Raw genomic sequence first — 22,653 nt, forward strand, 5'->3', positions numbered from 1 at the left:
TTAGCTACATCATCTATTTATTTTTGTTCTTGGGTACTAATTTCAGAAACTTCCGTAGTAGTTACATCATCAGCAAATACTCTAACAGAAACTATAGAAGGAGACATAATAGAAAATAGTGATAATACAACAAGAGCTGAAGTTACAGTTTTTTTAAATTTCATAAAAAACACTCCTTCAAGTCACAAATATATATTACTGATAAAATAACTTGATTTTCTGATTTAAAACTCCTTTCTAACAAGTCATTCGTATACTTTTATTTTTCAATTCTATTATACCACAACTAGAAAACGGTTTCAAGTTTTTTCCTAAAAATATGTGCAAGTAATACGGGGAAATTAGCATGAAAACTTTTTAAAACAAACCAACCCCAGATAAAAATACATATTTTGTTTTAAAGAGAAAAAAGTTCCGAAAAACTGTCACATCTGCATTTGGTTGCTCTTTGATTTCAAAAAAAGTATTAAAGATGGGAATATACCACATTTGCTCTTAGATGTGAACGAGAGAAACACCCTAGACATTGCCAAGAAGGAAAAAAAAGGGTACAATGTAACAAAATCAAGGGAGGTCTGGAATGAAGAAACAAAGCAAGTACCAAGAGGTCGTTTCCTATCTGAAAAATGGTATCGAGTCTGGACGCTTTCCGACGGGAAGTCGCCTGCCTTCTATCCGTCAACTAAGCCTTGACTTTCACTGTAGCAAGGACACCGTTCAGCGCGCCCTGCTGGAATTACGGTACGAACAATACCTCTATGCCAAGCCCCAGAGTGGCTACTATGTCCTAGAACAAGGGCAACACCAAGACCTCGAAATCGAGGTTACGGATGAACACGCCAGCGCCTATGACGATTTCCGACTCTGTGTCAATGAAACTTTGATTGGCCGGGAAAACTACCTCTTCAACTACTATGAAAATCAAGAAGGTTTAGAAGACTTAAGACAATCCATTCACCAACTCCTCTTTGACCAAGCCCTCTACTGCAAGGCTGACCAACTGGTACTGACTTCTGGAACCCAACAAGCCTTGTTTATCCTTTCTCAAATTTCCTTCCCTAGCCAAGCCAAGGAAATCTTGATGGAACAACCGACCTACCATCGAATGAATCGCCTCTTGATTGCTCAGGGTCTGGACTATCAAACGATTGAACGAGGCATTGATGGGATTGACTTGAAGGAACTGGAAGGCCACTTCAAAACAGGAAAAATTAAGTTTTTCTATACCATTCCTCGATTTCACTATCCTCTAGGCCATTCCTATTCTGAGCAGGACAAACGAGCTATTCTTGACTTAGCAGCCAAGTATGATGTCTATATCGTAGAGGACGATTATCTGGGTGATTTGGACTCCAAGAAGGGCCAAACCTTCCACTATCTTGATACAGAGGAGCGTGTCATTTATATCAAGTCCTTCTCGACCAGCCTCTTTCCAGCCCTTCGTATTACAGCACTCATTCTTCCAAATGCTATCAAAGAAGCATTTGTGGCCTACAAAAATATCCTAGACTACGACAGCAACCTCATCATGCAAAAGGCCTTATCACTCTATATCGATAGTCAATTGTTTGAGAAAAATCGTCTGACTCGCTTGAATAATCAAGAAACTTACCAAAAACAAATCAAGGAAAGACTAGCTTACAGCCCCTGTCCTCTTCCTCATTTTCCTCTTCACGATGGTTTATTGCTAGACCTGAGACAGTATCCTAAAATCGCCAATCTCAAACACAGTCAACTAGGCTTGGACTTCTTTGAAGAGGCCTATTTAAGCACCTGTCCTTATCAATTTGCCAAGGTGTCCCTAGACAATCTGGAAAAGGTTTTAAACTATTTAAAAGCAGAATTGGAATGACATCCAACTCTGCTTTTTCTTATTCTTCAACTTCAGTTAGACTTGCTGCTTTTTCAAGATAGCTTTGGTAAATTCCTTCATCCTTGAGTTTTTGGATGACCTTGTCTACCACTTCTCTCAAATCATCACTATTTTTTCTAAGAGCAACGGCATTGGCGTCGCCGTCCTTCATCTTCAAGCTGACAATTGCGACAGCTAAGTCAGCGTTTTTAGCAGCATAACTAAGTGCAACAGGCTCATCCATATGAACAGCATCTACTTTTCCAACCTGCAATTCATTGACTGCTTCACCCATATTAGTTAGGGAAGTTAATTGAGCTTTTGGCAATTGTTCCTTGACCATTGATTCTGGAACAGTCCCTTTTTGAGCCGCAATATTAGCACTTTCAAGGCTAGTTAAATCCTTGTATTTTTCTACATCAGCCTTACGAACCAAGAAACTAATCTTGTTTTCATAGTAAGGGATTGAAAAATCAAAGACTTCTTTTCTCTCGTCAGTAGCGCTAATTCCCGCAACTGCCAGGTCAGCCTTACCTGTTTGAAGACTGGTCAAAACATTGTCAAAACTCATGCTTGAGATTTCCAACTTAACCCCAAGTTCATCAGCGATAGCCTGAGCCATGTCGATGTCTGCACCGACTACCTGGTTCTTTCCATCAACCAATGATTGAAATTCAAAGGGTGCATAGTCAGGACTTGTCGCCACAACCAATTTCCCCTTTTGCTTAATGGCCTCAACAGCTGACTGAGAACCATTAGAACCTGACTGGCAAGCTACTAAGAAGAAACTTGCAAGAAAATTACATAAAACAAATATCCATTTTTTTGATTTCATAAATAAACAACCCCTCTGTTAATTTTGTATAATTATAACGATATCTAAGTTGCTTGTCAAGTGTTTTCTTGCATTTTCATAAAATATATTTACTAAAAAATAGAAATACAGTGGTTAGTTTATCTATCTATTGGGAACTTATTTTCAAAAAAATCATTTATCATATCTTGATGCTGCTGGTTTACAATTGCAATATTTTGTATGTCACTATGATCAAAAAATCCTAATTCTAAAGTTTCATCACTTGTAAAAAAATTTGTAGAGATAGAAGTTTCAGATGAAACTAAATACAAGATTGTAAGAACTTGAGCCTCATCACCATTCGGATAACTGTCTGAATATTTTGTATAAACATTTAAGAGTTTTTCCACCCTCACTTCGACTCCTGTTTCTTCATAAAACTCTCGCACTAAAGCTTCTAAAGCCGATTCTCCTAATTCAAGAGCACCACCTGGTAATCCCCACGTTCCTTTATCTGCTCGTTTTTGTAATAAAATTTTTCCTGATTGACTTAATATTCCACAGGTAAAATTTAAAATAATCTTATCTTTTCCAACTTTTTTCTGATATTCTGTATGTAGTTCATTATTCACCTCTGACAAAGTAAACTATCTATACAATGAAAGCTTACTGTATTAAAAAGTAAGCTTTCACAATAATTTTATCCTTTGAATATTTTATAATTCGACAATCTTACCTGTTTCAAAGTAAACAACCCATTCACAGATATTTTTAGCATAGTCACCGATACGCTCCAAGTAGGAAATAACTTGGAAATAATCACGACCCGTAACAATGGCTTCTGGATTTTTCTTAATCTCTTCAGTCGCAAGGTCACGGATAGTTTCAAAATAGTGGTTAATTTGCTCATCCATGGAGGCTACCCGGTATGCGTCGTCAACAGAACCATTAAGATAAAGATCAAGTGCTGCTTCAACAACGCTTTTAACTTCACGTCCCATTTTTTGAATTTCTTCCTCTACAGCTGGGATGCGTTCTTCCCCCTTCATACGGATGGTTGCCTGGGCAATGGCTACAGCGTGATCCCCCATACGCTCCACATCTGATACAGCCTTAAGGACAGTCAAGACTGTACGCAAATCTTGAGAGACTGGTTGTTGGAGTGCAATCATTTCAAATGATTTCTTTTCCAGTTTCACTTCGTATTCATTTACTTCTGCGTCATCTTCGATGACCTCTTTTGCCAGGTCACGGTCATGCGTGACAAAGGCACGCACCGTACGATTGATTTGTGAGAGCACTTCTTGTCCCATAGCGTAGAACTGGTTATGTAATTTCTCTAAATCTTCTTCAAATTGAGATCGTAACATCTTTCATCTCCTTATCCAAATTTTCCTGTAATATAGTCTTCCGTTTCCTTGTGTTGGGGATCAAGGAACATCTGCTTGGTATCATTAAATTCAATCAAATCTCCATCTAGGAAAAATCCTGTCTTATCAGAGATACGTGAAGCTTGTTGCATGGAACGGGTTACCAGAAGCATGGTGTACTTGTCTTTTAGACCATACAAGGTTTCCTCAATTTTACCAGCTGAAATCGGATCCAAAGCCGAAGTTGGCTCATCCAAGAGGATGATTTTAGGACTGGTTGCCAAGACACGGGCCACGCAGACACGCTGCTGTTGACCACCTGACAATCCAATAGCTGAATCATGTAGACGATCCTTGACCTCATCCCAGATAGAGGCACCTTGCAAGGCTTTTTCTACGGCTTCATCCAGAACCAGCTTATCCTTAATTCCATTGATACGAAGCCCGTAGACAACATTCTCATAGATAGTCATAGGGAAAGGATTAGGTTGTTGGAAAACCATTCCGATTTCCTTACGTAATTCAACCGTATCTGTACGCGGACTGTAGATGTTGTGACCATTGTACACCACGGATCCAGTTGTGGTCACCTCTGGATTGAGATCTCCCATGCGGTTGAGAGACTTGAGGAGGGTTGACTTCCCTGATCCAGATGGACCAATCAAGGCTGTAATTTCCTTAGGTTGGAAAGATAGGGAAACACTATTCAAAGCCTTCTTTTTATTATAATAAACGGACAGGTCTGATACCTGTAAAATCGCATCTGTCATACGGTTTCCTTTCTAACCAAAGTGACCAAATACATAGTCATTGGTGGACTGTAGCTTGGCATTTTGGAAAATAGTTGCAGTTTTGTCATACTCAATCAAATCACCCAAGTAAAAGAAGCCTGTATAGTCACTTGCACGAGCAGCCTGCTGCATATTATGCGTTACAATGATGATGGTAAAGTCTTTCTTGAGCTCAAACATGGTCTCTTCTAGTTGCATGGTCGCAATCGGATCCAAGGCTGAGGCTGGCTCATCCATTAAGAGGATATCTGGCTTAACAGAGATGGCACGAGCAATACAGAGACGTTGTTGCTGACCACCTGATAAGGTCAAGGCTGACTTGTGGAGATCGTCTTTAACCTGATCCCAGAGGGCAGCCTGACGAAGGGAGGTTTCTACGATTTCATCTAGGACTTGCTTATCCTTAACTCCAGCACGTTCATGCGCAAAGGTAATATTACGGTAAATTGACTTAGCAAATGGATTAGGGCGTTGAAAAACCATTCCAATGTGTTTACGCATTTCATAAACGTTGATTTCTGGACGGTTGACATCAATTCCACGATAGAGAATCTGCCCAGTTACTTTAGCAATATCAATAGTATCATTCATGCGATTGAGACTGCGTAAGTAGGTAGATTTCCCCGATCCCGACGGACCAATCAAAGCTGTAATTTTATTTCTTTCAAATTGCATATCAATCCCCTTAATGGATTCATTTTTACCATAGTAAACATGGACATCCTTAGTAGAAAGGGCTACTTTTTCTTCAGGAAAGGTAAGGATATGCTTCTCATCCCAGTTATATGTTGACATGGCTTCTCCTTTAGACAGCGGTTAATTTCTTGTGTAGATAGTTTCCGAACTTACGAGCTCCAAAGTTAAAAATCAGGATAAAGATTAGGAGCACAGCGGCAGAACCTGCTGATACAATAGTTCCATCTGGAATAGTGCCTTCACTATTGACTTTCCAGATATGGACAGCCAAGGTTTCTGCTTGACGGAAGATAGAGATGGGGCTAGTCACACTGAGGATATTCCAGTTAGACCAGTCAAGAGCTGGCGCCGATTGCCCTGCTGTATAAATCAGAGCTGCAGCTTCGCCAAAGATACGACCAGATGCCAAGACGACACCCGTTACAATACCTGGAAGCGCTTCTGGAATAACAACATGAACCACTGTCTCCCAGCGAGAAATCCCAAGAGCCAGACCAGCCTCACGTTGGGTATGGTGAACGTGTTTCAAACTATCCTCTACATTACGCGTCATCTGAGGCAAGTTAAAGACTGTCAAGGCCAAGGCACCTGAAATGATTGAAAATCCATACTCAAACTGGACTACAAAAATCAAGTAACCAAAGAGCCCCACCACCACTGATGGTAAAGAGGACAAGATTTCAATACAAGTCCGCACAAAGTTGGTAACAGGACCTTTTTTAGCATACTCAGCCAAGTAAATCCCAGCTCCCATAGAAAGAGGTACAGAAATAATCAAAGTAATGACCAATAGGAAAAAGGAATTGTAAAGCTGAATGCCAATCCCACCACCTGCTTGAAAAGCAGAAGACCTTCCAGTCAAGAAAGACCAAGAGATATGGGGCAAGCCCCGAACCAAGATATAGAGAATCAAGGAAGCCAAGATTGTCACAATGATGCTAGCAATCGTATAGAGGACAGCTGTTGCAAGTTTATCTAATTTCTTAGCGCGCATAATTTTTCTTTCCTCTTTCTTTCGTAATCAATTTAATCACACTGTTAAAAACTAAACTCATCAAGAGCAGTACCAAGGCCAGTGACCAGAGAACATTATTATTTACAGTTCCCATGACAGTGTTCCCAATTCCCATAGTTAATATAGAAGTTAAAGTTGCAGCTGGTGTGGTCAAGGAAGTTGGGATAACAGCTGAGTTTCCGACAACCATCTGGATAGCTAGAGCCTCACCAAAGGCACGCGCCATCCCAAAGACCACTGCAGTGAAAATACCAGAACGGGCCGCCTTCAAGATTACACGCCAGATAGTCTGCCAGCGAGTGGCTCCCATAGCGAAACTGGCCTCACGATAATAACGAGGAACCTCACGCAAGCTATCCGTTGTCATAAAGGTTACGGTCGGCAAAATCATGACAAAGAGGACGGAAATCCCTGACAAAATCCCAAAACCAGTCCCACCAAAGACACTGCGAACAAAGGGAACGACGACTTGCAAGCCAATAAATCCGTACACTACTGAAGGAATCCCAACCAGGAGTTCAATAGCTGGTTGCAAAATCTTCGCCCCTTTTGGTGATACTTCGGTCATAAAAACTGCTGCACCAATAGCAAAGGGTGTTGCGATAAGGGCTGAGAGAATGGTAACGATAAAGGAACCCAAAATCATAGGAAGGGCACCAAATTCTTTACTAGAAGGATTCCAAGTTCCTCCCAAAAGAAAGTCAAAGATATTCACACCATTGACAAAGAAGGTCGACAAGCCTTTTTGCGCTACGAAAACCAAAATCATGGCCACAAGGATGACTATCAAAGAAAGACAGGCAAAGGTCAAACCTTTTCCTAATTTCTCCAGACGAAAATTCTTTGATGGAAGCAACATTTTCTTAGCTAATTCTTCTTGATTCATTATTGTCTCCCTTCCAACACTGTCACAGTTCCGGCAGCATCTTTTTCAACCTTCATTTCCTTAATCGGAATATACTTCAATCCTTTGACAATCCCTTCTTGGGTCTCATCCGAGAGAACAAAATTGAGAAATTCTGCAGCCAACTCATTGGGCTGCCCCAATGTATACATATGCTCATAAGACCACAAGGGCCAATTATTGCTACTTATATTTTCTGGACTTAAGTCATAGCCATTCAACTTCATGCTTTTGACCGAATCATCTATATAGGTAAGAGATAAATAAGAGATAGCTCCTGGACTTTTTGATACGATTGATTTTACCGCTCCATTTGAATCCTGCTCCTGACTTTGCATGGCAGACTGACCTTCCATAATGACAGTATCAAAGGTAGCACGAGAGCCAGAGCCGGCTGCCCGATTAATAACAGAGATGGGTAAGTCCTTACCACCAACCTCTTTCCAATTGGTTACCTCACCTATGAAGATTTGACGAAGTTGCTCTGTCGTTAGGTTATCAACATCAACCTCCTTATTGGCAATCAGAGCCAAGCCAGCTACCGCGACCTTGTGGTCAACAAGAGCAGAAGCATCAATTCCGTCTTTTTCCTCAGCAAATACATCTGAGTTTCCTATATCAACTGCCCCAGACTGAACCTGGGACAAGCCTGTACCAGAACCTCCCCCTTGGACATTGACCGTTTTTCCAACATGGATCGTGCCAAATTCATCTGCCGCTACTTCAACCAAGGGTTGCAAGGCAGTTGAGCCAACAGCCGTTATGGATTCTCCACGATCAATCCAGCTAGCACAGCCTACTAAACAAGCCGTCAGCCAAAAAGCGATAAGAGACAGAGCAAGCTTTTTTCTTTTTTTCACTGTTTTTCTCCTCGAAAATAATTATGAATACTGTGAATTTTTTAAGTAGTTCTTTATGAGTTGACGCATGAATTCTTACCAAATTTCTGCGCAATTGATTATTTATATAATATAGGCTATATTACTCTTTTCTAACCTCCTTTTTTCATATGTGGATAAAATCTCTTGTCTATCCCTTCCCCCATTGTCACCCATTATAGTCATTTCGTGTCTCTTTTTCCCCTTTTTAATGCAAGGAAAAGGTTACTCTCCTTAGATGATAATCCAAAAGCTAGAAAGGTATCTCAAACCTCTCTACTCTCCCAGACTAGTTTACAACTAAAAGGAAAAGATTCTATTTTATGGGAAATCTAGTTTACAAGCGGTAAGAACGCTAATAACTAAACTTCTTGTACTCTTTGAAAATCTCTTCAAACCAGGTCAGCCTTGCCTTGTTATAGGTATGTACCTATTTGGTCAGTCCTATCTACAACTTTAAAGCAATGCTTTGTAACTGACTCCGTCAGTCCTATTTGCAACCTCAAAACAGTATTTTGAGCTATCTATGGCTAGCTTCCTAGTTTGCTCTTTGATTTTCATTGAGTAGTAAAACTACATGTGATGGCAATCAAGATATCAAGAATCATCCTACTAAAAAAATCCATACTTTCACTATAACATAGAATAAGATATTTGACTAGCATTTTCACTTGAATCTGAGGCCTTTTGGAAAATAATTTTTCAAAACATTTCCAGTAACCTTTGCAAAGCCCAAGCCATTGCCTTTAACCAAAACTTGGTACCAACCATTTGGCAGACTTTCTGCCAGCTGAACAGTTTCTCCAGCCACATACTTGACAAACGCTTCTTGGTCAATTTCAACCGACTGCTTGATCTGACTCGGTTTCAAGGCTAGACCAAGAGCAAAACTGGGCTCAAAGCGTTTCTTCTTAAAAGTGCCCAGATGTAGTCCATTGCGAGCAATCTTGAGCTTACCTAAATCTGGCAAGAGTTCTGGTAAGAGATAGAGTTGGTCCCCAAAAGTCTGCAAGATTCCCGGTAGATTGACCTTCAAATGGTTTTGGGCAAATTCTTGCCACAAGGCAACTTGTTCTCGACCAAGATTGCTCTTACTTGCCTTACATTTAGGAGTTGGATTGTTACCCTTAAACTGTAGATGGGCTACAAACTGACCCTCTCCCTTAAACTGATGAGGGTACATCCGAGCCGTTTCTGGCAGGTCAATACCAGCTACCATTCCATTGATATGCTCTACTGGCAACAAATCAAAATCATACTCTTCCAGCAACCACTTAACAATCTCTTCGTTTTCCTCGGGTGCCCAGGTACAGGTTGAATAAACCAGACGACCACCTTCAGCTAGCATGGTTACTGCATCTGCTAAAATTTCTCTTTGCAAGCTAGCACATTGACTCGGATACTCTAAGCTCCAATAGTTCATAGCATCTGGTTGCTTACGAAACATTCCTTCACCAGAGCAAGGGGCATCAAGGACAATGAGGTCAAAATAGCCTTTAAAGACCTTGGCCAAGCGGTCAGCAGATTCATTGGTCACCACAACATTTGTCGCTCCAAAGCGCTCCATGTTTTCTACTAAAATCTTAGCCCGTTTGCTTGAAATTTCATTGGAGACGAGAAGGCCCTCTCCAGCTAGATAGGCTGCCAGTTGAGTTGATTTACCCCCCGGTGCAGCAGCCAAGTCCAAGACCTTCATACCAGGACTGGGTTGGGCTACTTGAGCCACCATTTGAGCAGCAGGTTCTTGCGAATAAACTAAACCTGTAGCATGCTCAGGCGATTTCCCTGAAACCTTCCCATAGTGGCCCCAAGGGGTTTGAGTAATGGCATCAGAAAAGGAAAGTTGCTCTTCTTTTAAGGGATTGACCCGAAAGGCCGAAACCGCTTCCTCCTCAAAAGAGGCAAGAAAATCTCTTGCCTCATCTCCTAGTATTTCTTTATATTTTTCAACAAATCCTTCTGGAAATTTCATTTAAGTTCTTTTCCTTTCGTAAATATAGGACTGAATTTCCTCCTGCATCTCAAGAGGCACCATCATGACCAGCTGTCTGGTTTGAAAATCAGGAGCTTCACCAAAAAGGGTCACAACCCGATAGCCCAGACTTTCCCCTAAAATACTAGCTGCGGCATAATCCCATGGTTGCAGATAGGTGAGATAGGTCAACAAATGCCCTGACAAAATCTTGGCAAAACTAATGGCCGCACTTCCATAGACACGAACACCAAGAACCGCTCGGCTCAAATCAGCCAGCCCCCATTCATTGGTTTCCAGCATGCCACTATTTCCCGCAATAAGAAAATCTCCAAGTGGTTTGGCTTTAAAGGGAGCTAGGGGCTTATTATTTCGACAAACTGGAAAGACCCCACCACCGTGGTAACAATCCCCTTTGACCACATCATAAATTAGGCCAAACTGTCCCTGACCATTTTCAAAATAAGCCATCATAACAGCAAAATCTTCCTGCTGGGCTACAAAGTTATTGGTACCATCAATGGGATCAATGACCCAAACCTTGCCCTCTTGAACCGAAGCTCGCAGACACCCTTCTTCAGCACAAATCTTATCCTCAGGATAACGGGACAAAATCTCACCAACCAAGAGTTCCTGAACTTCCTTGTCCAGTCTGGTCACCAAATCTGTTGGAGAGGACTTGGTCTCAACACGCAAGTCTTCCTGCATGTGGTCAAGGATGTACTGACCCGCTTTCTTAATTAGCTCTTTAGCAAATTCAAATTTACTTTCCAAGAGAAATCTTTCCTTCCCCTTTTTCCTTAGCCGCCTGAACTGCTCGGTAAAGCGAATAGCCACTGACTGTTTCAAATTCTCGTCCCAAACGTTTTTCTTCACTCTTGCTTGGCACAACCGCCTTGAATCGCTTATAGGAGTCCAGTAACTTTTTAGCCTCTACCTTGCCTTCATAGGCAGCTTCAACATCATTAAAAAAAGAAAGCACTGAAGCAAGTTCTTCAGTGCTCCACGACAAATCTAGTGGGTAACTATACTGTTTGTTCATTAACTAATACCAGCTCTCATTCTTGCTTCTTTTAGTTCTTGCTTACGGTAACTACGAGGGAGAAAAGCACGAATCTCATCTTCATTAAAACCGATTTGCATGCGCTTGGCATCAATAATAATTGGACGACGCAAAAGACTAGGATACTGCTCAATCAAATGAAGCAATTCCGATACCGAAATACTCTCTACATCAATATTCAATTTTTGAAAAATTTTTGAACGAGTTGAAATGATGTCATCAGTACCATTTTCGGTCAAGGAAAGGATGTGTTGCAATTCTTTTCTTGTTAAAGGACTGGTCATAATATTGTGTTCCACAAAGGGAACCTTATGTTTTTCTAACCAGGCCTTAGCCTTACGACATGATGTACAGCTCGGTGATAGAAATAGTGTAATCATGCTTTTCTCTTCTTATCTATACTTTGCTACTTCTATTATACAAAAAAATAAAGCGCTTGACTAGAGATTTTTAGAAAAAAAGCCTATTTTTTCAAGAAAAATAGACTGTTCGCGAACGATTGACACAATTAGATTTGCTTAATTCACTCTTAAGGATAGCTTTAATTTGTATACATTTTTATATATACAAATTAAAAACAGCTTTCGGTTCACTTTCTCCGACTTTTCAGATAAAGATAGCCAAAAAAGCTTTCATAGAGGGCAAAAAAGAGAAGGAAGGCATGAAGGAAGAAGGTCTCTGGCAAAATCAGTATAACAGGATCCTTGGCTGGATCAAAAAGCCAGGTATCATCTCCCACAAAGAGAATTTGATGGAACAGAGTAAAGAATTGGTCAAAACCAATCAAAACTCCCCCAAGCCCAATCAGTAAGGGCAAAACCACTAGAGCCAAAAGCACTTTACTAAATAGAGACAAGAAGCCCTTTTTCACAATCCCTTTGACAAAGACATAGAAACTTGGTAGTGTCACTAGAGCTACTAGCTGAACCAAATGAAAGAGATTCTTGACCACTGCGAAATGGTGCAGACCAGCTGCTGACGAACGAAAATCTGGCATCTCTAGGACCTGACTAAAAGGATTAGTCAGATAATTCATCAAGATATGAAAATTGTATTGAATGGTTTCTGGTTTTAGATAGACTCGATCCGTTAAGTTTAGCCACTTGATTTCCAGCGGATAAAAAATCCAAGCCAAATAAATAGTCAAAAGGATTGAGAGGGAGAGTAGAAAGAGCATAGAGCTCCAAAAGGTCAGTTTAGTTTTCATCAAAATTCCACTCCGCAAGGCTAGAAACTACATGAGTCGGTGCGATTGGTAGGTCTGCTACTTCTTCTGCCTTGGTGAAACCTGTCGTCACCAAGAGCGTTGGAATGCCATTGTCAATTCCTGCTCGAATATCTGTTAAGTAGTTGTCCCCAACCATAATCAACTCTTCACGTTCCAAATCTAAGTGTTCAACTGCCTTGTCCATAATAATGGCATTTGGTTTCCCAATATAAACAGGCTTCACTCGTGTTGCTACTTCAAGCAGGGTAATCAGCGAACCAGCCCCCGGCAAAAGCCCTCGTTCTGTCGGGATGTTGAGGTCAGGGTTGGTTCCGATAAAGTGAGCACCCTTTTGAATAGCTAGAGTTGCTGTCGCAAATTTTTCATAGTCAACTTGCCAGTCCAGACCTACTACTACATAGGCAGGATTTTCCTTGTCTTCGACATAACCAGCCGCCTTGATGGCTTCCTTAAGCCCTGCTTCTCCGATGACATAGACGGTCTTTTCAAGCCCCAAGTCGTTCATATAGTCGATAGTCGCCAAAGTCGCTGTGTAGACAGTCGATAGAGGCGTATCGATATTAAAATTCTGAGCCAACATCTCCTTAACACTCTCTGGAGTACGGGTTGTATTGTTGGTTACAAAGAGATAGGGGATGTCTCGCTTTTGCAATTCGTGGACAAAAGCCTCTCCTGCTGGAATTCTGTCTTTGCCTTTATAAATGGTTCCGTCTAAATCAATTAAATAGCCTTTATATTTCATCTATTTTTCCCTAATCCTTTTTTATTTCTTGCCAAGTGATGATAGCTTGAGCATTGGTCGCACCGTCGCTTGTGATCTCATGCTTACTTTCCAGTCCAGTCCGTTCAACAGACGATGTGATCACCCCACCTGGTCGAACTTCCTTGACATACTTGAGATTGATTTTCTTGGGAATATAGTGGGTCAAAAATTCCGCTCCCATAACCTCAAAAATCCAGTCCAAGTATTTACTGTTATTGACATGGCCATTCATATCCAAGTCGTAAAAACGAACATGGTAATCCTTGCTGACTGGCTCGTCCAAGGATTCATACTTTGGTCCGCGGATGAGCTTTTTATCAAAATCAGACTGGTAAGGAGCCACAATCTCAGGTTCGACAGCATGGACTTTTCGACTGTCTCGGTCCATGAGAACAAAGGTAGCCATCATGTGGATGAGTTCCTGCCCCGCTTCATCATAAATGGTAAAGCGACGGTAGCAAAAAAGTCGATTGTAGCTCAAAGCTTCCGTTTCGATGGTAATTTCTTCCGCAAAACGAGGCAAACGAACCACCTCAATATCATAGTCTGTGATAATCCAGACCAGATTATGCTCTTCTAAAATAGCCTTATCACTAACTCCCAGCTCAATCGACTGCATCCCTGAAACTTGCAGAGACAGCAAAATCACATCTGGAAGTTTGATATGACCGTTCATGTCAGCCATATCAAAAGGAATTTTCATTTTCATTTGATAAGTTAAGCCCATCATCCTACTCCAAAATAAATCGTTCTGCTACGGTGTCTCCTAAGAAGAGACCTCTTTTTGTCATGCGAACTCGGTCACCCTCTATTTGCATGAGACCCTGTTGAACCAAGCCTCTGACAATTTCTCCATAAAGTCCATCAAAAGACCGTCCAAATTTTTCCTCAAATCGCGCCATGGAGACTCCTGATTTCTTGCGGAGTCCCAGGAACATTTCTTCTTCCATTTGCTCTTTTTGACTCAGGTACTCCTCTGTGATACGAGCATTGCCTTCCTCAACCGCATTAAGATAATGGCGAATGGGACCATGATTTTTATATCGAATACCATTGACATAACCAGATGCTCCAGCACCGATGCCATAGTATTCAGCATTGTCCCAGTACATAAGATTGTGGCGACTTTCAAAACCAGGTTTGGAGAAATTAGAAATCTCATAATGCTCAAAGCCTGCTCGCTCAAGCTCAGTGATGATGTACTCAAACATCTCCGCTTCCAGTTCCTCCTTAGGCAGAGGCAATTTCCCTCGTCGCATACGGTTCATAAAGACCGTATGATTTTCCAAAATCAAGCTATACAAACTCATGTGGGGAATATCCAGTCCAATGGCCTTAGCCACATTTTCCTGGACCTGCTCCATGGTCTGACCAGGCAGCGCATAAATCAAATCAATGGAGATGTTGTCAAAACCAGCCAATTTCAGGCGGTCGATATTTTCATAAATATCCTTCTCCAAATGACTGCGCCCAATCTTTTTCAGCATCTTGTCGTCAAAGGTCTGCACGCCTAGCGAAACACGATTGACAGCCGAGTTTTTCAAAACAGCAATCTTATCCGCGTCCAAGTCGCCTGGATTGGCTTCAATGGTCAACTCTTCTAAGACAGACAAGTCCAAGTTTTTAGTCAAGCCATCCAGCAATACCTCCAGTTGCGGAGCTGACAAAGCTGTTGGTGTCCCACCACCGATGTAGATGGTCCGCAACTTTTGAATATCATAAGAACGAAACTCTTCTAACAGATGCTCTAAATAACTGTCGACTGGCTGATTCTTAATAAAAACTTTTGAAAAATCACAATAATAACAAATCTGGGTACAAAATGGGATGTGCACATAGGCTGACGTTGGTTTTTTCTGCATAGTACTTATTATACCACAAAAGCGAACAATACTTAGAATTCCCTTTAACAAAATCCTAGCATTGTTCGCTTTCTTTATCTAAACATTCTTTGTATTTTATGACGAACACGATTCCCAGAACCAATCTAGTTTGTCTTTACAATACAAAAGAATGAATGTTCATTTGACTAAATTTTTAGTCTTCTTTTTTCTTTCTAAGAGCAAATCCGAGACCGCCTAGCAGACCAAGAAGTCCTAGAGATGCAAGAGTCGCATTTGATTCTGTTCCTGTATTTGGCAATACATTTTGAGAATCATTTGACTTAGCTCCACTATCACTAGCATCTGTAGTATCTTCATGATTTTCATTCGGAGTAACTGCATCTGGAATTGGAGTTGTTGGTGCAGGTGTATCTTGATCAGAACCTCCATTAGTAGCAGGTGTGACTGGAGTTGCTGGAGTGACTTTACCTGGTGTTACCTTAGCTGGTGTTGTTATATTATTAGCAATGTGTTCTGTGATATGACCGTCCTTTGAGTCTACATCATAGGTGGTTGTAGTAACTGTTTTACCTTTAGCTCCTTCAATACGTTCATTAGGTGTGTCAACTTCTCGTTCACCATCTCTAACATATCCAACTTCAGGTTCAATCGGGGTTTCTACTACTTTGTCCTTGGCTGCGACTTTGACGACTGTATTCGTTGGTTCTTTCGTTTTCCCATAAGTTAGCACGGTTGTTGGAGTTATCTTACCTGTTTTTGGATTAACTTCATAGGTAGTGGTCTCAATCACATCACGACCTTCAGAATCTTTAGATTGTTCAACCTTAGTTTTAGCTCCTACTTTAACGATTGTCTTACCTGCTGGGGTGACGACTGGGGTGCCAACGTGTTCTGTGATATGACCGTCCTTTGAATCTACATCGTAAGTGGTTGTAGTAACTGTTTTACCTTTAGCTCCTTCAATACGTTCATTAGGTGTGTCAACTTCTCGTTCACCATCTCTAACATATTCAACTTCAGGTTCAATTGGTGTTTCTACTATTTTGTCCTTGGCTGCGACTTTGACTATTGTTGCTGTTGGATTTACTACTACTGGTTTTCCTACTGTTTCTGTAATAGCGCCTGTAGTAGAATCAACACTATATGTTGTTGTGATAGTACTTGAACCTGCTTGGCCTGCTTCTTCCACATTTGGTTGATTTTTGTCGCGTGTATCATCTTTCACATATTTCTTAGGTGATGAGATTTCTGTTTTTTCTACTTTGTCCTTCGCTGCGACTTTGACGACTGTATTCGTTGGTTCTTTCGTACGAACTGGTTTACCTTCACTTGCTGTAATCTTTCCAGTATTAGTGTCCACAGTATAAGTTGTTGTGATAGTGTCTTCACCATCTTCACCTTTAACAGTAGTTGGGACTGTACCTTTTTCTTTCGTATCATCTTTTTCGTAAACTACTGGAGATGGTACTACCATCTTCTCAATCGTTAGTTCTTTCCTTGTCCCGTAAGTAATTACTGTTGTAGAAGTTACCTTACCTGTTTTTGGATCAACTTCATAAGTTGTAGTGTTGATAACTTCACGACCTTGGTCATCCTTGCTACTCTCAACCTTAGTTTTAGCTCCAACCTTAACTATTGTTTTACCAGCTGGGGTGACCACTGGCTTACCAACCTGTTCTGTGACTGTTCCATTATTTGGATTAACGTCATACCTTGTAGTCGTTACAGATTTTCCTTTTGCTCCTTTTCTAGGCTTGTCTGGTGTACCAAAGTCACGAGTGTCATCTCTTTCATAAACCACTGTGGGCTCAATTGGCGTTTCTACTACTTGATCCTTAGCCGCGACTTTAACGATTGTTTCTGTTGGATTTACTATTACTGGATTTCCTTCATTTGGAGTAACTTCCCCATTGTCTGGATTTACTGTGTAAGTCGTGGTAGTTGTCTTACTTCCGTCTTTTCCTGGAACAGTAATATTGGCTTGGCCTTTTTCTCGACTAGCATCTTTTTCGTATTTTACTGGAGATGGGATTGTTTCTACGTCTACTTTATCCTTAGCTCCTACTTTTACAACTCTAGCTATTGGTAGAGTTACGACTTCTGATCCCCCTTTTGATGGAGTTAGGGCTCCATTTACTGGATTTACGCTATAGGTTGTGATGACTTTAGATTTTCCTGATCTCCCTAGAAATTGAACGGTATCAGTACCTTTTGGACTGTTTTCATCTTTTAAATAAACTGTTTTGGGTTCAACTGAATTATACTCAACTATATCCTTCGCGCCACCTTTATTGACTACTTCTTCCTTCTTAGTCGAAGTAAGGCTGCCAGTTTTTGAGTTTACTGTGTAGCTTGTTGTCTTCTTAACAACGTCGTCTCCTTTTTTAATGTATTCTACTTCATCCTTGGCTGCGACTTTGACAACTGTTTCTATTGCCGGTTGCTTAACTACTGGTTGTCCTACATGTTCAATCAGATCTCCAGTGTTAGGATCTACACTATAAGTTGTTGTTACTGTACTAGTACCTGAAGTACCAGTTGTTGTTACATTAGCTTCACCTTTAGCTCTTGTGGCATCTTTTTCATAACGTACACTTGGCTCAAGTTGGGTAACGACAACTGTAGATTTGGCTCCATCTTTCTTAAACACTTCATCAATTGTATTGTTAGTAATCTGTCCTGTATCGAGATCTTTCATACTCACAGTTATTGACTTAATGATGTCATCTCCGCGTTTACTATATACAACAGTTTCTCCAACTTTTTCTACAGATTTAACTGTTGCAATGTTTTTATCTTGATAACCTGTCCCATCTAAGGAAATTCGTTTCCCAGATATAAACTCTGATCGTCTATTAATCATATCAGCTTCAAAATAAGAACGTGAACTGTGACCTCCACTGGTTCGTCCAACATTTATAACAACATCACTATCATTGCTGACGCCTTTTCTTATCGCCAAATCATTATCAACAATATAATGAGTCATTTTACCAGACTTGGCTATTTTTTTGCTATCTAAACCTTTTTGCCAAAATTCACGACTGGAAAGCAAATTGGTCACAACTTTTGGAGCATTAAAGGTTGTGCCTTTTTTTAATACATTATTATAAACGTTTCTATAAGCCAACTGTTCTTTAGGAGACATGACTCTGCTGTCAGAATATGCCAACTGATAAGCTTCAACCATTGCCCGTTGTACTAAATATCCTCCTAAAGAATGACCTGTCAAATAAAGATTAGTAATACTCTTATCTTTAGCTAGTTCATGCATAATATTTTCTGCATCTATCCCTTGTTGAGGATTGCTTCCTAATCCAAGTGTTATATCAGCTCCTATATCTTTGGCATCACTTGTTCCACGAAAGGCTAATACTTGTGCAGTTCCATTTGGTAAATATAAGAAATCACTCTTCGTTTCATACAAGACAGCATCTAGTCCACTGGAGGTATGGTAACTTTTCTTCCTTTCCCAATAAGGCCCCAATTCCTTATTCATCATCATATACTCATAACGTGGTTTACTGTCACCATTCTTTTTATATAACTCTGACTCTGTTAAGGGTCTCTTATGATCCAGCACTCTATCAATATAATTATCATCACGGTAGGATAATTCCATGAACATAATCATATCGCGCTCACTTACATTCCATTTTAATTTTTCATCTGGCTTTTCTTTACTGTCAATAATACCATCACCATCAGTATCTTCTAATAAGGGATGACTATTATAACCTACATATTTTTTCCCACCTTTTTCATAAATATAAAGTTCTTCTTTATCCTTCAAGTAATCATCATCTGTATAGGCTTCTGGACTTAACTTAGAGCCGTTTAACAATAAACTATCAAGCTTATTACCTTCTGAACCGATTACTCCTGCTTTTATTTGCTTAGCATACTCATCAGTTAATTCATACTTTTTAACCTCGGAAGGATTTGATGCTGCTCTCACCGCTGGAGTGCTTGATCTGTCTTCACCCGCCACGAAATCCCTTGTGGTCAAGCTATTATTTTCCTTATTCCCAGATCTGACGGGTTCTGTAGTCCTTGTAGATCCTATTGGAACATCTCTGGTATCTAACTCAGAAGAAGGATTATTTTGATTATCTAGTATAGGTTGAACTTCTTCTCTTTTATCCACAGAAGATGGAGAATTTTCCGTAGAAGCAAGTACTCCCTGGGATGGTGTAAACAAGGCAATGCCTATTAATACAGAAGCCACTCCAACAGAAAACTTTCGAATCGAAAAACATTGACGTTTATTAAAAATATCTTTCATTTTACCAACTTTCTTTCTAGCTATTTTTTACAAAATAGAGAGTTCTACTATTTTCCCTTGACAAAATACTAAACCCTTTCTTGACTAAAATTTTAGAACTTTTCCTCTGCTTGATTATAAACTACCACATTGATTTCTAATCATAAAAAAATGAATTGCTTAATATTAATAAAATATCAGTACAATATAAAAAATGTAAATATTTCACTTTCAACACTGCCATTATACCATAATACTCAATGAAAATCAAAAAACGCATAATATCAGGCCTTGAAAAACCTTGATACTATGCGTTTGATTATGGGAAGATCTACTTCATTTTCTCCTAGAATTGAGTTTTTGCCCAGTCTCATCAAATCTAGATTTTTTCTTCTTTGATATCAATCACAATCTCTTCTGAGTCATCAAGAGCTTCGGCTTTTTCTTGCCATTGCTCCTTGAGATTATTTAATTGATTTTTTGATGCTTCTGTCGCTTGACGAGCACATGATTTGGCTTGAGCAAGGACGCTGTCCACAGTGATTTCACCCGACTCAACCTGTTCTTTGGTTTTAAGAACAAAATCTGTAGCCTGCTCCTTGACTTCTGTCAGTTTTTCACAGACTTGCTCCTTGGCATACTCCGGATCTTCTCTCAAATCATCTAGAAAATCTTGAGCCTGACTGCAAACTCGTTTGCCCTTATCACTTGTTAAAAACAAGGCAAGAGCTGCACCTGAAACGGTTCCCAAAAGGATTGAGGATAATTTACCCATAAGGATTCTCCTTTTTTATTTTTTTAAAAATTTACTTGCAAGACGAAGAGCTGATAAACTTGCCCCAGTCTTGAGTGTTTTTGAACCAGCTGATGAAGCTTTCTTGCTCAAGACACGCGCATGGTCATTGAGGTCTGAAACAGATAGAGATAAATCTGCAACAGCACTAAAGAGTGGATCAATCGTTGCCACCTTGACATTAATATCATCTGCCAAGACATTGATCTTAGACAGCAATTCATTGGTATGATGCAAGGTCACATCCACATCTGAAGTCAAGGTTTTAATCGTCTTCTCTGTTTCATCGATAACACGTCCAAGCTTTTGTACAGTAATGATTAGATACACTAAAAATACAATCAAAGCAAGGGCAACAAAAATATATGCAACTTCTAACATTTAGTTTTCCTCCTCTGTAACATAGTAAGGGGCCTTCTTTCGATTTTGATATAGAATGATAAAAATACCGAGACCGATAAGGACAACTGATAGCCATTGAGACACTCGAAGGCCAAAGAACATGAGACTATCTGTTCGCATGCCTTCGATGACCATACGACCGAAACCATACCAAATCAAGTAAAAGGCCGTGATATGACCTCGTCTGAGACTTTTCCATTTTCGTCTAAAAATCAGAATCAAGGCAAATCCAAGTAGATTCCATAGGGACTCATAAAGGAAGGTCGGCTGACGGTAGCTCCCCTCAATATACATCTGGTCACGAATAAAGACAGGTAGATAATCCAAATTATCCACTGCTGCACCATAAGCTTCTTGGTTAAAGAAATTGCCCCAGCGACCCAAACTTTGGGCAATCATGACGCTAGGCGCCGCAATATCTAGAAAATCCCAAGTGTTAATGAGTTTACGATCAGCAAAGATATAGAGTACAAGTGCCCCAGTTATCAAACCACCGTAAATGGCCAAACCACCATTCCAAATGGCAAAAATCTCTCCCAAATTCTGACTATAATAATCAAAACGGAAAATGACATAGTAGAGACGAGCTCCTAAAATAGCCAAGGGAAAGGCTATCAAGATAAAATCCAAAATATCGTCTGGTATGATCTTCTTTCTAGGCGCTTCTTTCATGGTCAAATAAACCGCAAGAATCAAACCTGTAACAATACACAAGGCATACCAACGAATGGCTAGAGGGCCTAGTTGAATAGCAATTGGATCAAGCATTAGGCACCTCATTTCGAGCGATGAGACTTGTCAGTCGTTCTTCGAACAAACGGGTCGCATCAAAGCCCATTTCCTTGGCACGATAATTCATGGCAGCTGCCTCAATCACGACAGAAATATTACGACCTGTTTTAACTGGAATGCGGATACGAGGAATGGCTACGCCAGAAATTTCTATTTCCTCTGCATTGTTTCCAAGACGATCAAAAGTCTTATGTGTATCATAGTTTTCCAAATAGACAGCAAGTTGAACCTGTGAAGAATCCTTGACGGCACTGGCACCGTAGAGGCTCATGACATCGATAATCCCAACCCCACGAATTTCAATCAGGTGTCTCAAGATTTCAGCCGGTTCACCCCAAAGAGTAATCTCATCCTTGGCAAAGATATCGACCCGGTCATCAGCTACCAAGCGGTGACCACGTTTGACAAGTTCCAGACCTGTCTCACTCTTACCAATTCCACTATCTCCCTGAATCAAGACGCCCATCCCATAGATATCCATCAAAACCCCATGAACACTGGTACGTTCTGCCAAACGAGAATCCAGATAGCTAGATAACTCTCCAGATAAACGACTTGTCGCTGTACGGCTGGTTAAAATAGCAATCTTACATTCTCTGGCTGCTTTTAACATCTCCTCTGGAACCACCAAACCACGGGCAACAATGACTGCTGGTGTCTCAGGTAGAAACATTTTTTTCAAAACTTCATAACGGCTGTTGGAAGGCATGCTGATCAGATAAGACCACTCCTTCATCCCCAAAAGTTGAATCCGCTCTGGCGTATAGTAGTCAAAATAGCCTGTCATTTCAAGACCAGGTCGCGTAATATCTGCTGTATTGATTTCCTTTTCAAGCAATTCTGGTTCGCCATAGACAATGTCTAGTCTAAGCTTTTCAATCACTTCTTTTACTAAAACCGACATCATTTCCTCCTTCAATCGAGTTCTTCTCTCTATTATATCAAATTGTAGGAGGAAGTTTCAGATTTTTGCAGGCTTTGGAGTATTTATTTATACTCAATGAAAATCAAAGAGCAAACTAGGAAACTAGCCGCAGGTTGCTCAAAGCACTGCTTTGAGGTTGTAGATAAGACTGACGAAGTCAGTCACATATATACGGCAAGGCGACGTTGACGTGGTTTGAAGAGATTTTCGAAGAGTATTAAAAGAAAAAGGACTAGATTTCTCCAGCCTTTCATTTCAAATTAGAATTTTTTACGTTTACGAGCTGCTTCTGATTTACGTTTACG

General features: G+C 40.4%; 22 protein-coding genes and 1 pseudogene. 1 reads left to right on the top strand and 22 read right to left on the bottom strand.

Features of this window, described 5'->3' with window-relative positions; translation table 11 throughout:
• Nucleotides 1-17: 17 nt before the first annotated feature.
• On the bottom strand, nt 18-164 hold the full coding sequence (locus HT701_RS11195) for a hypothetical protein (protein ID WP_000669513.1): 147 nt from the start codon (nt 162-164) through the stop codon (nt 18-20).
• Nucleotides 165-580: 416 nt separating this feature from the next.
• Between HT701_RS11195 and HT701_RS06145 the strand changes: the two genes are divergently transcribed.
• Nucleotides 581-1,852: a PLP-dependent aminotransferase family protein gene (locus HT701_RS06145; RefSeq protein WP_000744853.1), complete on the top strand. Its 1,272-nt coding sequence runs from the start codon at nt 581-583 to the stop codon at nt 1,850-1,852.
• Nucleotides 1,853-1,871: 19 nt separating this feature from the next.
• On the opposite strand, the gene HT701_RS06150 is transcribed toward HT701_RS06145, so the two are convergent.
• From HT701_RS06150 to hprK, 21 genes and pseudogenes are all read right to left on the bottom strand, one after another.
• On the bottom strand, nt 1,872-2,687 hold the full coding sequence (locus HT701_RS06150; protein WP_000837363.1) for an ABC transporter substrate-binding protein: 816 nt from the start codon (nt 2,685-2,687) through the stop codon (nt 1,872-1,874).
• A gap of 119 nt (nt 2,688-2,806) precedes the next feature.
• A complete protein-coding gene (locus HT701_RS06155) occupies nt 2,807-3,280 on the bottom strand; it encodes an NUDIX domain-containing protein (protein ID WP_033605139.1) in 474 nt (157 codons plus the stop codon).
• Between the two features lie 84 nt (nt 3,281-3,364).
• The gene (gene phoU / locus HT701_RS06160) at nt 3,365-4,018 is read right to left on the bottom strand and encodes a phosphate signaling complex protein PhoU (protein ID WP_000946465.1); all 654 of its coding nucleotides are present in this window, start codon (nt 4,016-4,018) and stop codon (nt 3,365-3,367) included.
• 11 nt (nt 4,019-4,029) lie between these two features.
• Entirely contained in the window at nt 4,030-4,788 is a 759-nt protein-coding gene (gene pstB / locus HT701_RS06165; RefSeq protein ID WP_000128635.1) for a phosphate ABC transporter ATP-binding protein PstB, read from the bottom strand.
• A gap of 12 nt (nt 4,789-4,800) precedes the next feature.
• The gene (gene pstB, locus HT701_RS06170) at nt 4,801-5,604 is read right to left on the bottom strand and encodes a phosphate ABC transporter ATP-binding protein PstB (RefSeq protein WP_172931320.1); all 804 of its coding nucleotides are present in this window, start codon (nt 5,602-5,604) and stop codon (nt 4,801-4,803) included.
• Nucleotides 5,605-5,614: 10 nt separating this feature from the next.
• Complete coding sequence (gene pstA / locus HT701_RS06175) at nt 5,615-6,499, bottom strand: phosphate ABC transporter permease PstA (RefSeq protein WP_001201787.1); 885 nt, start codon at nt 6,497-6,499, stop codon at nt 5,615-5,617.
• The gene (gene pstC, locus HT701_RS06180; protein ID WP_172931321.1) at nt 6,489-7,406 is read right to left on the bottom strand and encodes a phosphate ABC transporter permease subunit PstC; all 918 of its coding nucleotides are present in this window, start codon (nt 7,404-7,406) and stop codon (nt 6,489-6,491) included. Before pstC ends, pstA begins: the two co-directional genes overlap by 11 nt.
• A complete protein-coding gene (pstS, locus tag HT701_RS06185) occupies nt 7,406-8,284 on the bottom strand; it encodes a phosphate ABC transporter substrate-binding protein PstS (RefSeq protein WP_000746334.1) in 879 nt (292 codons plus the stop codon). The genes pstC and pstS overlap by 1 nt, the downstream gene beginning before the upstream one ends.
• A gap of 685 nt (nt 8,285-8,969) precedes the next feature.
• Nucleotides 8,970-10,274: an RsmF rRNA methyltransferase first C-terminal domain-containing protein gene (locus HT701_RS06190; RefSeq protein ID WP_172931322.1), complete on the bottom strand. Its 1,305-nt coding sequence runs from the start codon at nt 10,272-10,274 to the stop codon at nt 8,970-8,972.
• Entirely contained in the window at nt 10,275-11,048 is a 774-nt protein-coding gene (locus HT701_RS06195) for an inositol monophosphatase family protein (RefSeq protein ID WP_172931323.1), read from the bottom strand.
• Nucleotides 11,038-11,316 (bottom strand): UPF0223 family protein, encoded by a 279-nt coding sequence (locus tag HT701_RS06200; protein WP_023936063.1) that lies wholly within the window; start codon nt 11,314-11,316, stop codon nt 11,038-11,040. The genes HT701_RS06195 and HT701_RS06200 overlap by 11 nt, the downstream gene beginning before the upstream one ends.
• Nucleotides 11,316-11,717, bottom strand: coding sequence for a Spx/MgsR family RNA polymerase-binding regulatory protein (locus HT701_RS06205; RefSeq protein ID WP_000631259.1), 402 nt, complete (start codon nt 11,715-11,717; stop codon nt 11,316-11,318). The genes HT701_RS06200 and HT701_RS06205 overlap by 1 nt, the downstream gene beginning before the upstream one ends.
• Before the next feature lie 209 nt (nt 11,718-11,926).
• The gene (locus tag HT701_RS06210) at nt 11,927-12,544 is read right to left on the bottom strand and encodes a TIGR01906 family membrane protein (RefSeq protein WP_023932785.1); all 618 of its coding nucleotides are present in this window, start codon (nt 12,542-12,544) and stop codon (nt 11,927-11,929) included.
• The gene (locus HT701_RS06215; protein ID WP_138704971.1) at nt 12,534-13,307 is read right to left on the bottom strand and encodes a TIGR01457 family HAD-type hydrolase; all 774 of its coding nucleotides are present in this window, start codon (nt 13,305-13,307) and stop codon (nt 12,534-12,536) included. The genes HT701_RS06210 and HT701_RS06215 overlap by 11 nt, the downstream gene beginning before the upstream one ends.
• Before the next feature lie 10 nt (nt 13,308-13,317).
• Entirely contained in the window at nt 13,318-14,055 is a 738-nt protein-coding gene (locus HT701_RS06220; protein ID WP_138704972.1) for an acyl-[acyl-carrier-protein] thioesterase, read from the bottom strand.
• Nucleotides 14,056-14,059: 4 nt separating this feature from the next.
• On the bottom strand, nt 14,060-15,190 hold the full coding sequence (hemW, locus tag HT701_RS06225) for a radical SAM family heme chaperone HemW (RefSeq protein WP_138702926.1): 1,131 nt from the start codon (nt 15,188-15,190) through the stop codon (nt 14,060-14,062).
• Between the two features lie 175 nt (nt 15,191-15,365).
• The gene (locus HT701_RS06230) at nt 15,366-19,457 is read right to left on the bottom strand and encodes a G5 domain-containing protein (protein WP_138702927.1); all 4,092 of its coding nucleotides are present in this window, start codon (nt 19,455-19,457) and stop codon (nt 15,366-15,368) included.
• A 358-nt stretch (nt 19,458-19,815) separates the two neighbouring features.
• Complete coding sequence (locus HT701_RS06235; protein WP_050261695.1) at nt 19,816-20,211, bottom strand: YtxH domain-containing protein; 396 nt, start codon at nt 20,209-20,211, stop codon at nt 19,816-19,818.
• Nucleotides 20,148-20,610: pseudogene (locus tag HT701_RS06240) on the bottom strand (DUF948 domain-containing protein). The gene HT701_RS06235 and the pseudogene HT701_RS06240 overlap by 64 nt, the downstream one beginning before the upstream one ends.
• A complete protein-coding gene (lgt, locus tag HT701_RS06245; protein ID WP_000886657.1) occupies nt 20,611-21,399 on the bottom strand; it encodes a prolipoprotein diacylglyceryl transferase in 789 nt (262 codons plus the stop codon).
• Nucleotides 21,392-22,327: an HPr(Ser) kinase/phosphatase gene (hprK, locus tag HT701_RS06250; RefSeq protein WP_000115147.1), complete on the bottom strand. Its 936-nt coding sequence runs from the start codon at nt 22,325-22,327 to the stop codon at nt 21,392-21,394. Before hprK ends, lgt begins: the two co-directional genes overlap by 8 nt.
• Between the last annotated feature and the right edge of the window lie 326 nt (nt 22,328-22,653).

Source organism: Streptococcus sp. 10824 (assembly GCF_013276595.1).
In the GTDB taxonomy this organism is placed as follows: Bacteria; Bacillota; Bacilli; order Lactobacillales; family Streptococcaceae; genus Streptococcus; species Streptococcus pseudopneumoniae.

What these genes read in the sequence shown, in the direction of transcription:
- HT701_RS11195 (WP_000669513.1), bottom strand. Translation starts at nt 164, where the DNA reads ATGAAATTTAAAAAAACTGTAACTTCAGCTCTTGTTGTATTATCACTA.
- HT701_RS06145 (WP_000744853.1), top strand. Translation starts at nt 581, where the DNA reads ATGAAGAAACAAAGCAAGTACCAAGAGGTCGTTTCCTATCTGAAAAAT.
- HT701_RS06150 (WP_000837363.1), bottom strand. Translation starts at nt 2,687, where the DNA reads ATGAAATCAAAAAAATGGATATTTGTTTTATGTAATTTTCTTGCAAGT.
- phoU (WP_000946465.1), bottom strand. Translation starts at nt 4,018, where the DNA reads ATGTTACGATCTCAATTTGAAGAAGATTTAGAGAAATTACATAACCAG.
- pstB (WP_000128635.1), bottom strand. Translation starts at nt 4,788, where the DNA reads ATGACAGATGCGATTTTACAGGTATCAGACCTGTCCGTTTATTATAAT.
- pstB (WP_172931320.1), bottom strand. Translation starts at nt 5,604, where the DNA reads ATGTCAACATATAACTGGGATGAGAAGCATATCCTTACCTTTCCTGAA.
- pstA (WP_001201787.1), bottom strand. Translation starts at nt 6,499, where the DNA reads ATGCGCGCTAAGAAATTAGATAAACTTGCAACAGCTGTCCTCTATACG.
- pstC (WP_172931321.1), bottom strand. Translation starts at nt 7,406, where the DNA reads ATGAATCAAGAAGAATTAGCTAAGAAAATGTTGCTTCCATCAAAGAAT.
- HT701_RS06190 (WP_172931322.1), bottom strand. Translation starts at nt 10,274, where the DNA reads ATGAAATTTCCAGAAGGATTTGTTGAAAAATATAAAGAAATACTAGGA.
- HT701_RS06200 (WP_023936063.1), bottom strand. Translation starts at nt 11,316, where the DNA reads ATGAACAAACAGTATAGTTACCCACTAGATTTGTCGTGGAGCACTGAA.
- HT701_RS06205 (WP_000631259.1), bottom strand. Translation starts at nt 11,717, where the DNA reads ATGATTACACTATTTCTATCACCGAGCTGTACATCATGTCGTAAGGCT.
- HT701_RS06210 (WP_023932785.1), bottom strand. Translation starts at nt 12,544, where the DNA reads ATGAAAACTAAACTGACCTTTTGGAGCTCTATGCTCTTTCTACTCTCC.
- HT701_RS06215 (WP_138704971.1), bottom strand. Translation starts at nt 13,307, where the DNA reads ATGAAATATAAAGGCTATTTAATTGATTTAGACGGAACCATTTATAAA.
- HT701_RS06220 (WP_138704972.1), bottom strand. Translation starts at nt 14,055, where the DNA reads ATGGGCTTAACTTATCAAATGAAAATGAAAATTCCTTTTGATATGGCT.
- hemW (WP_138702926.1), bottom strand. Translation starts at nt 15,190, where the DNA reads ATGCAGAAAAAACCAACGTCAGCCTATGTGCACATCCCATTTTGTACC.
- HT701_RS06230 (WP_138702927.1), bottom strand. Translation starts at nt 19,457, where the DNA reads ATGAAAGATATTTTTAATAAACGTCAATGTTTTTCGATTCGAAAGTTT.
- HT701_RS06235 (WP_050261695.1), bottom strand. Translation starts at nt 20,211, where the DNA reads ATGGGTAAATTATCCTCAATCCTTTTGGGAACCGTTTCAGGTGCAGCT.
- lgt (WP_000886657.1), bottom strand. Translation starts at nt 21,399, where the DNA reads ATGCTTGATCCAATTGCTATTCAACTAGGCCCTCTAGCCATTCGTTGG.
- hprK (WP_000115147.1), bottom strand. Translation starts at nt 22,327, where the DNA reads ATGTCGGTTTTAGTAAAAGAAGTGATTGAAAAGCTTAGACTAGACATT.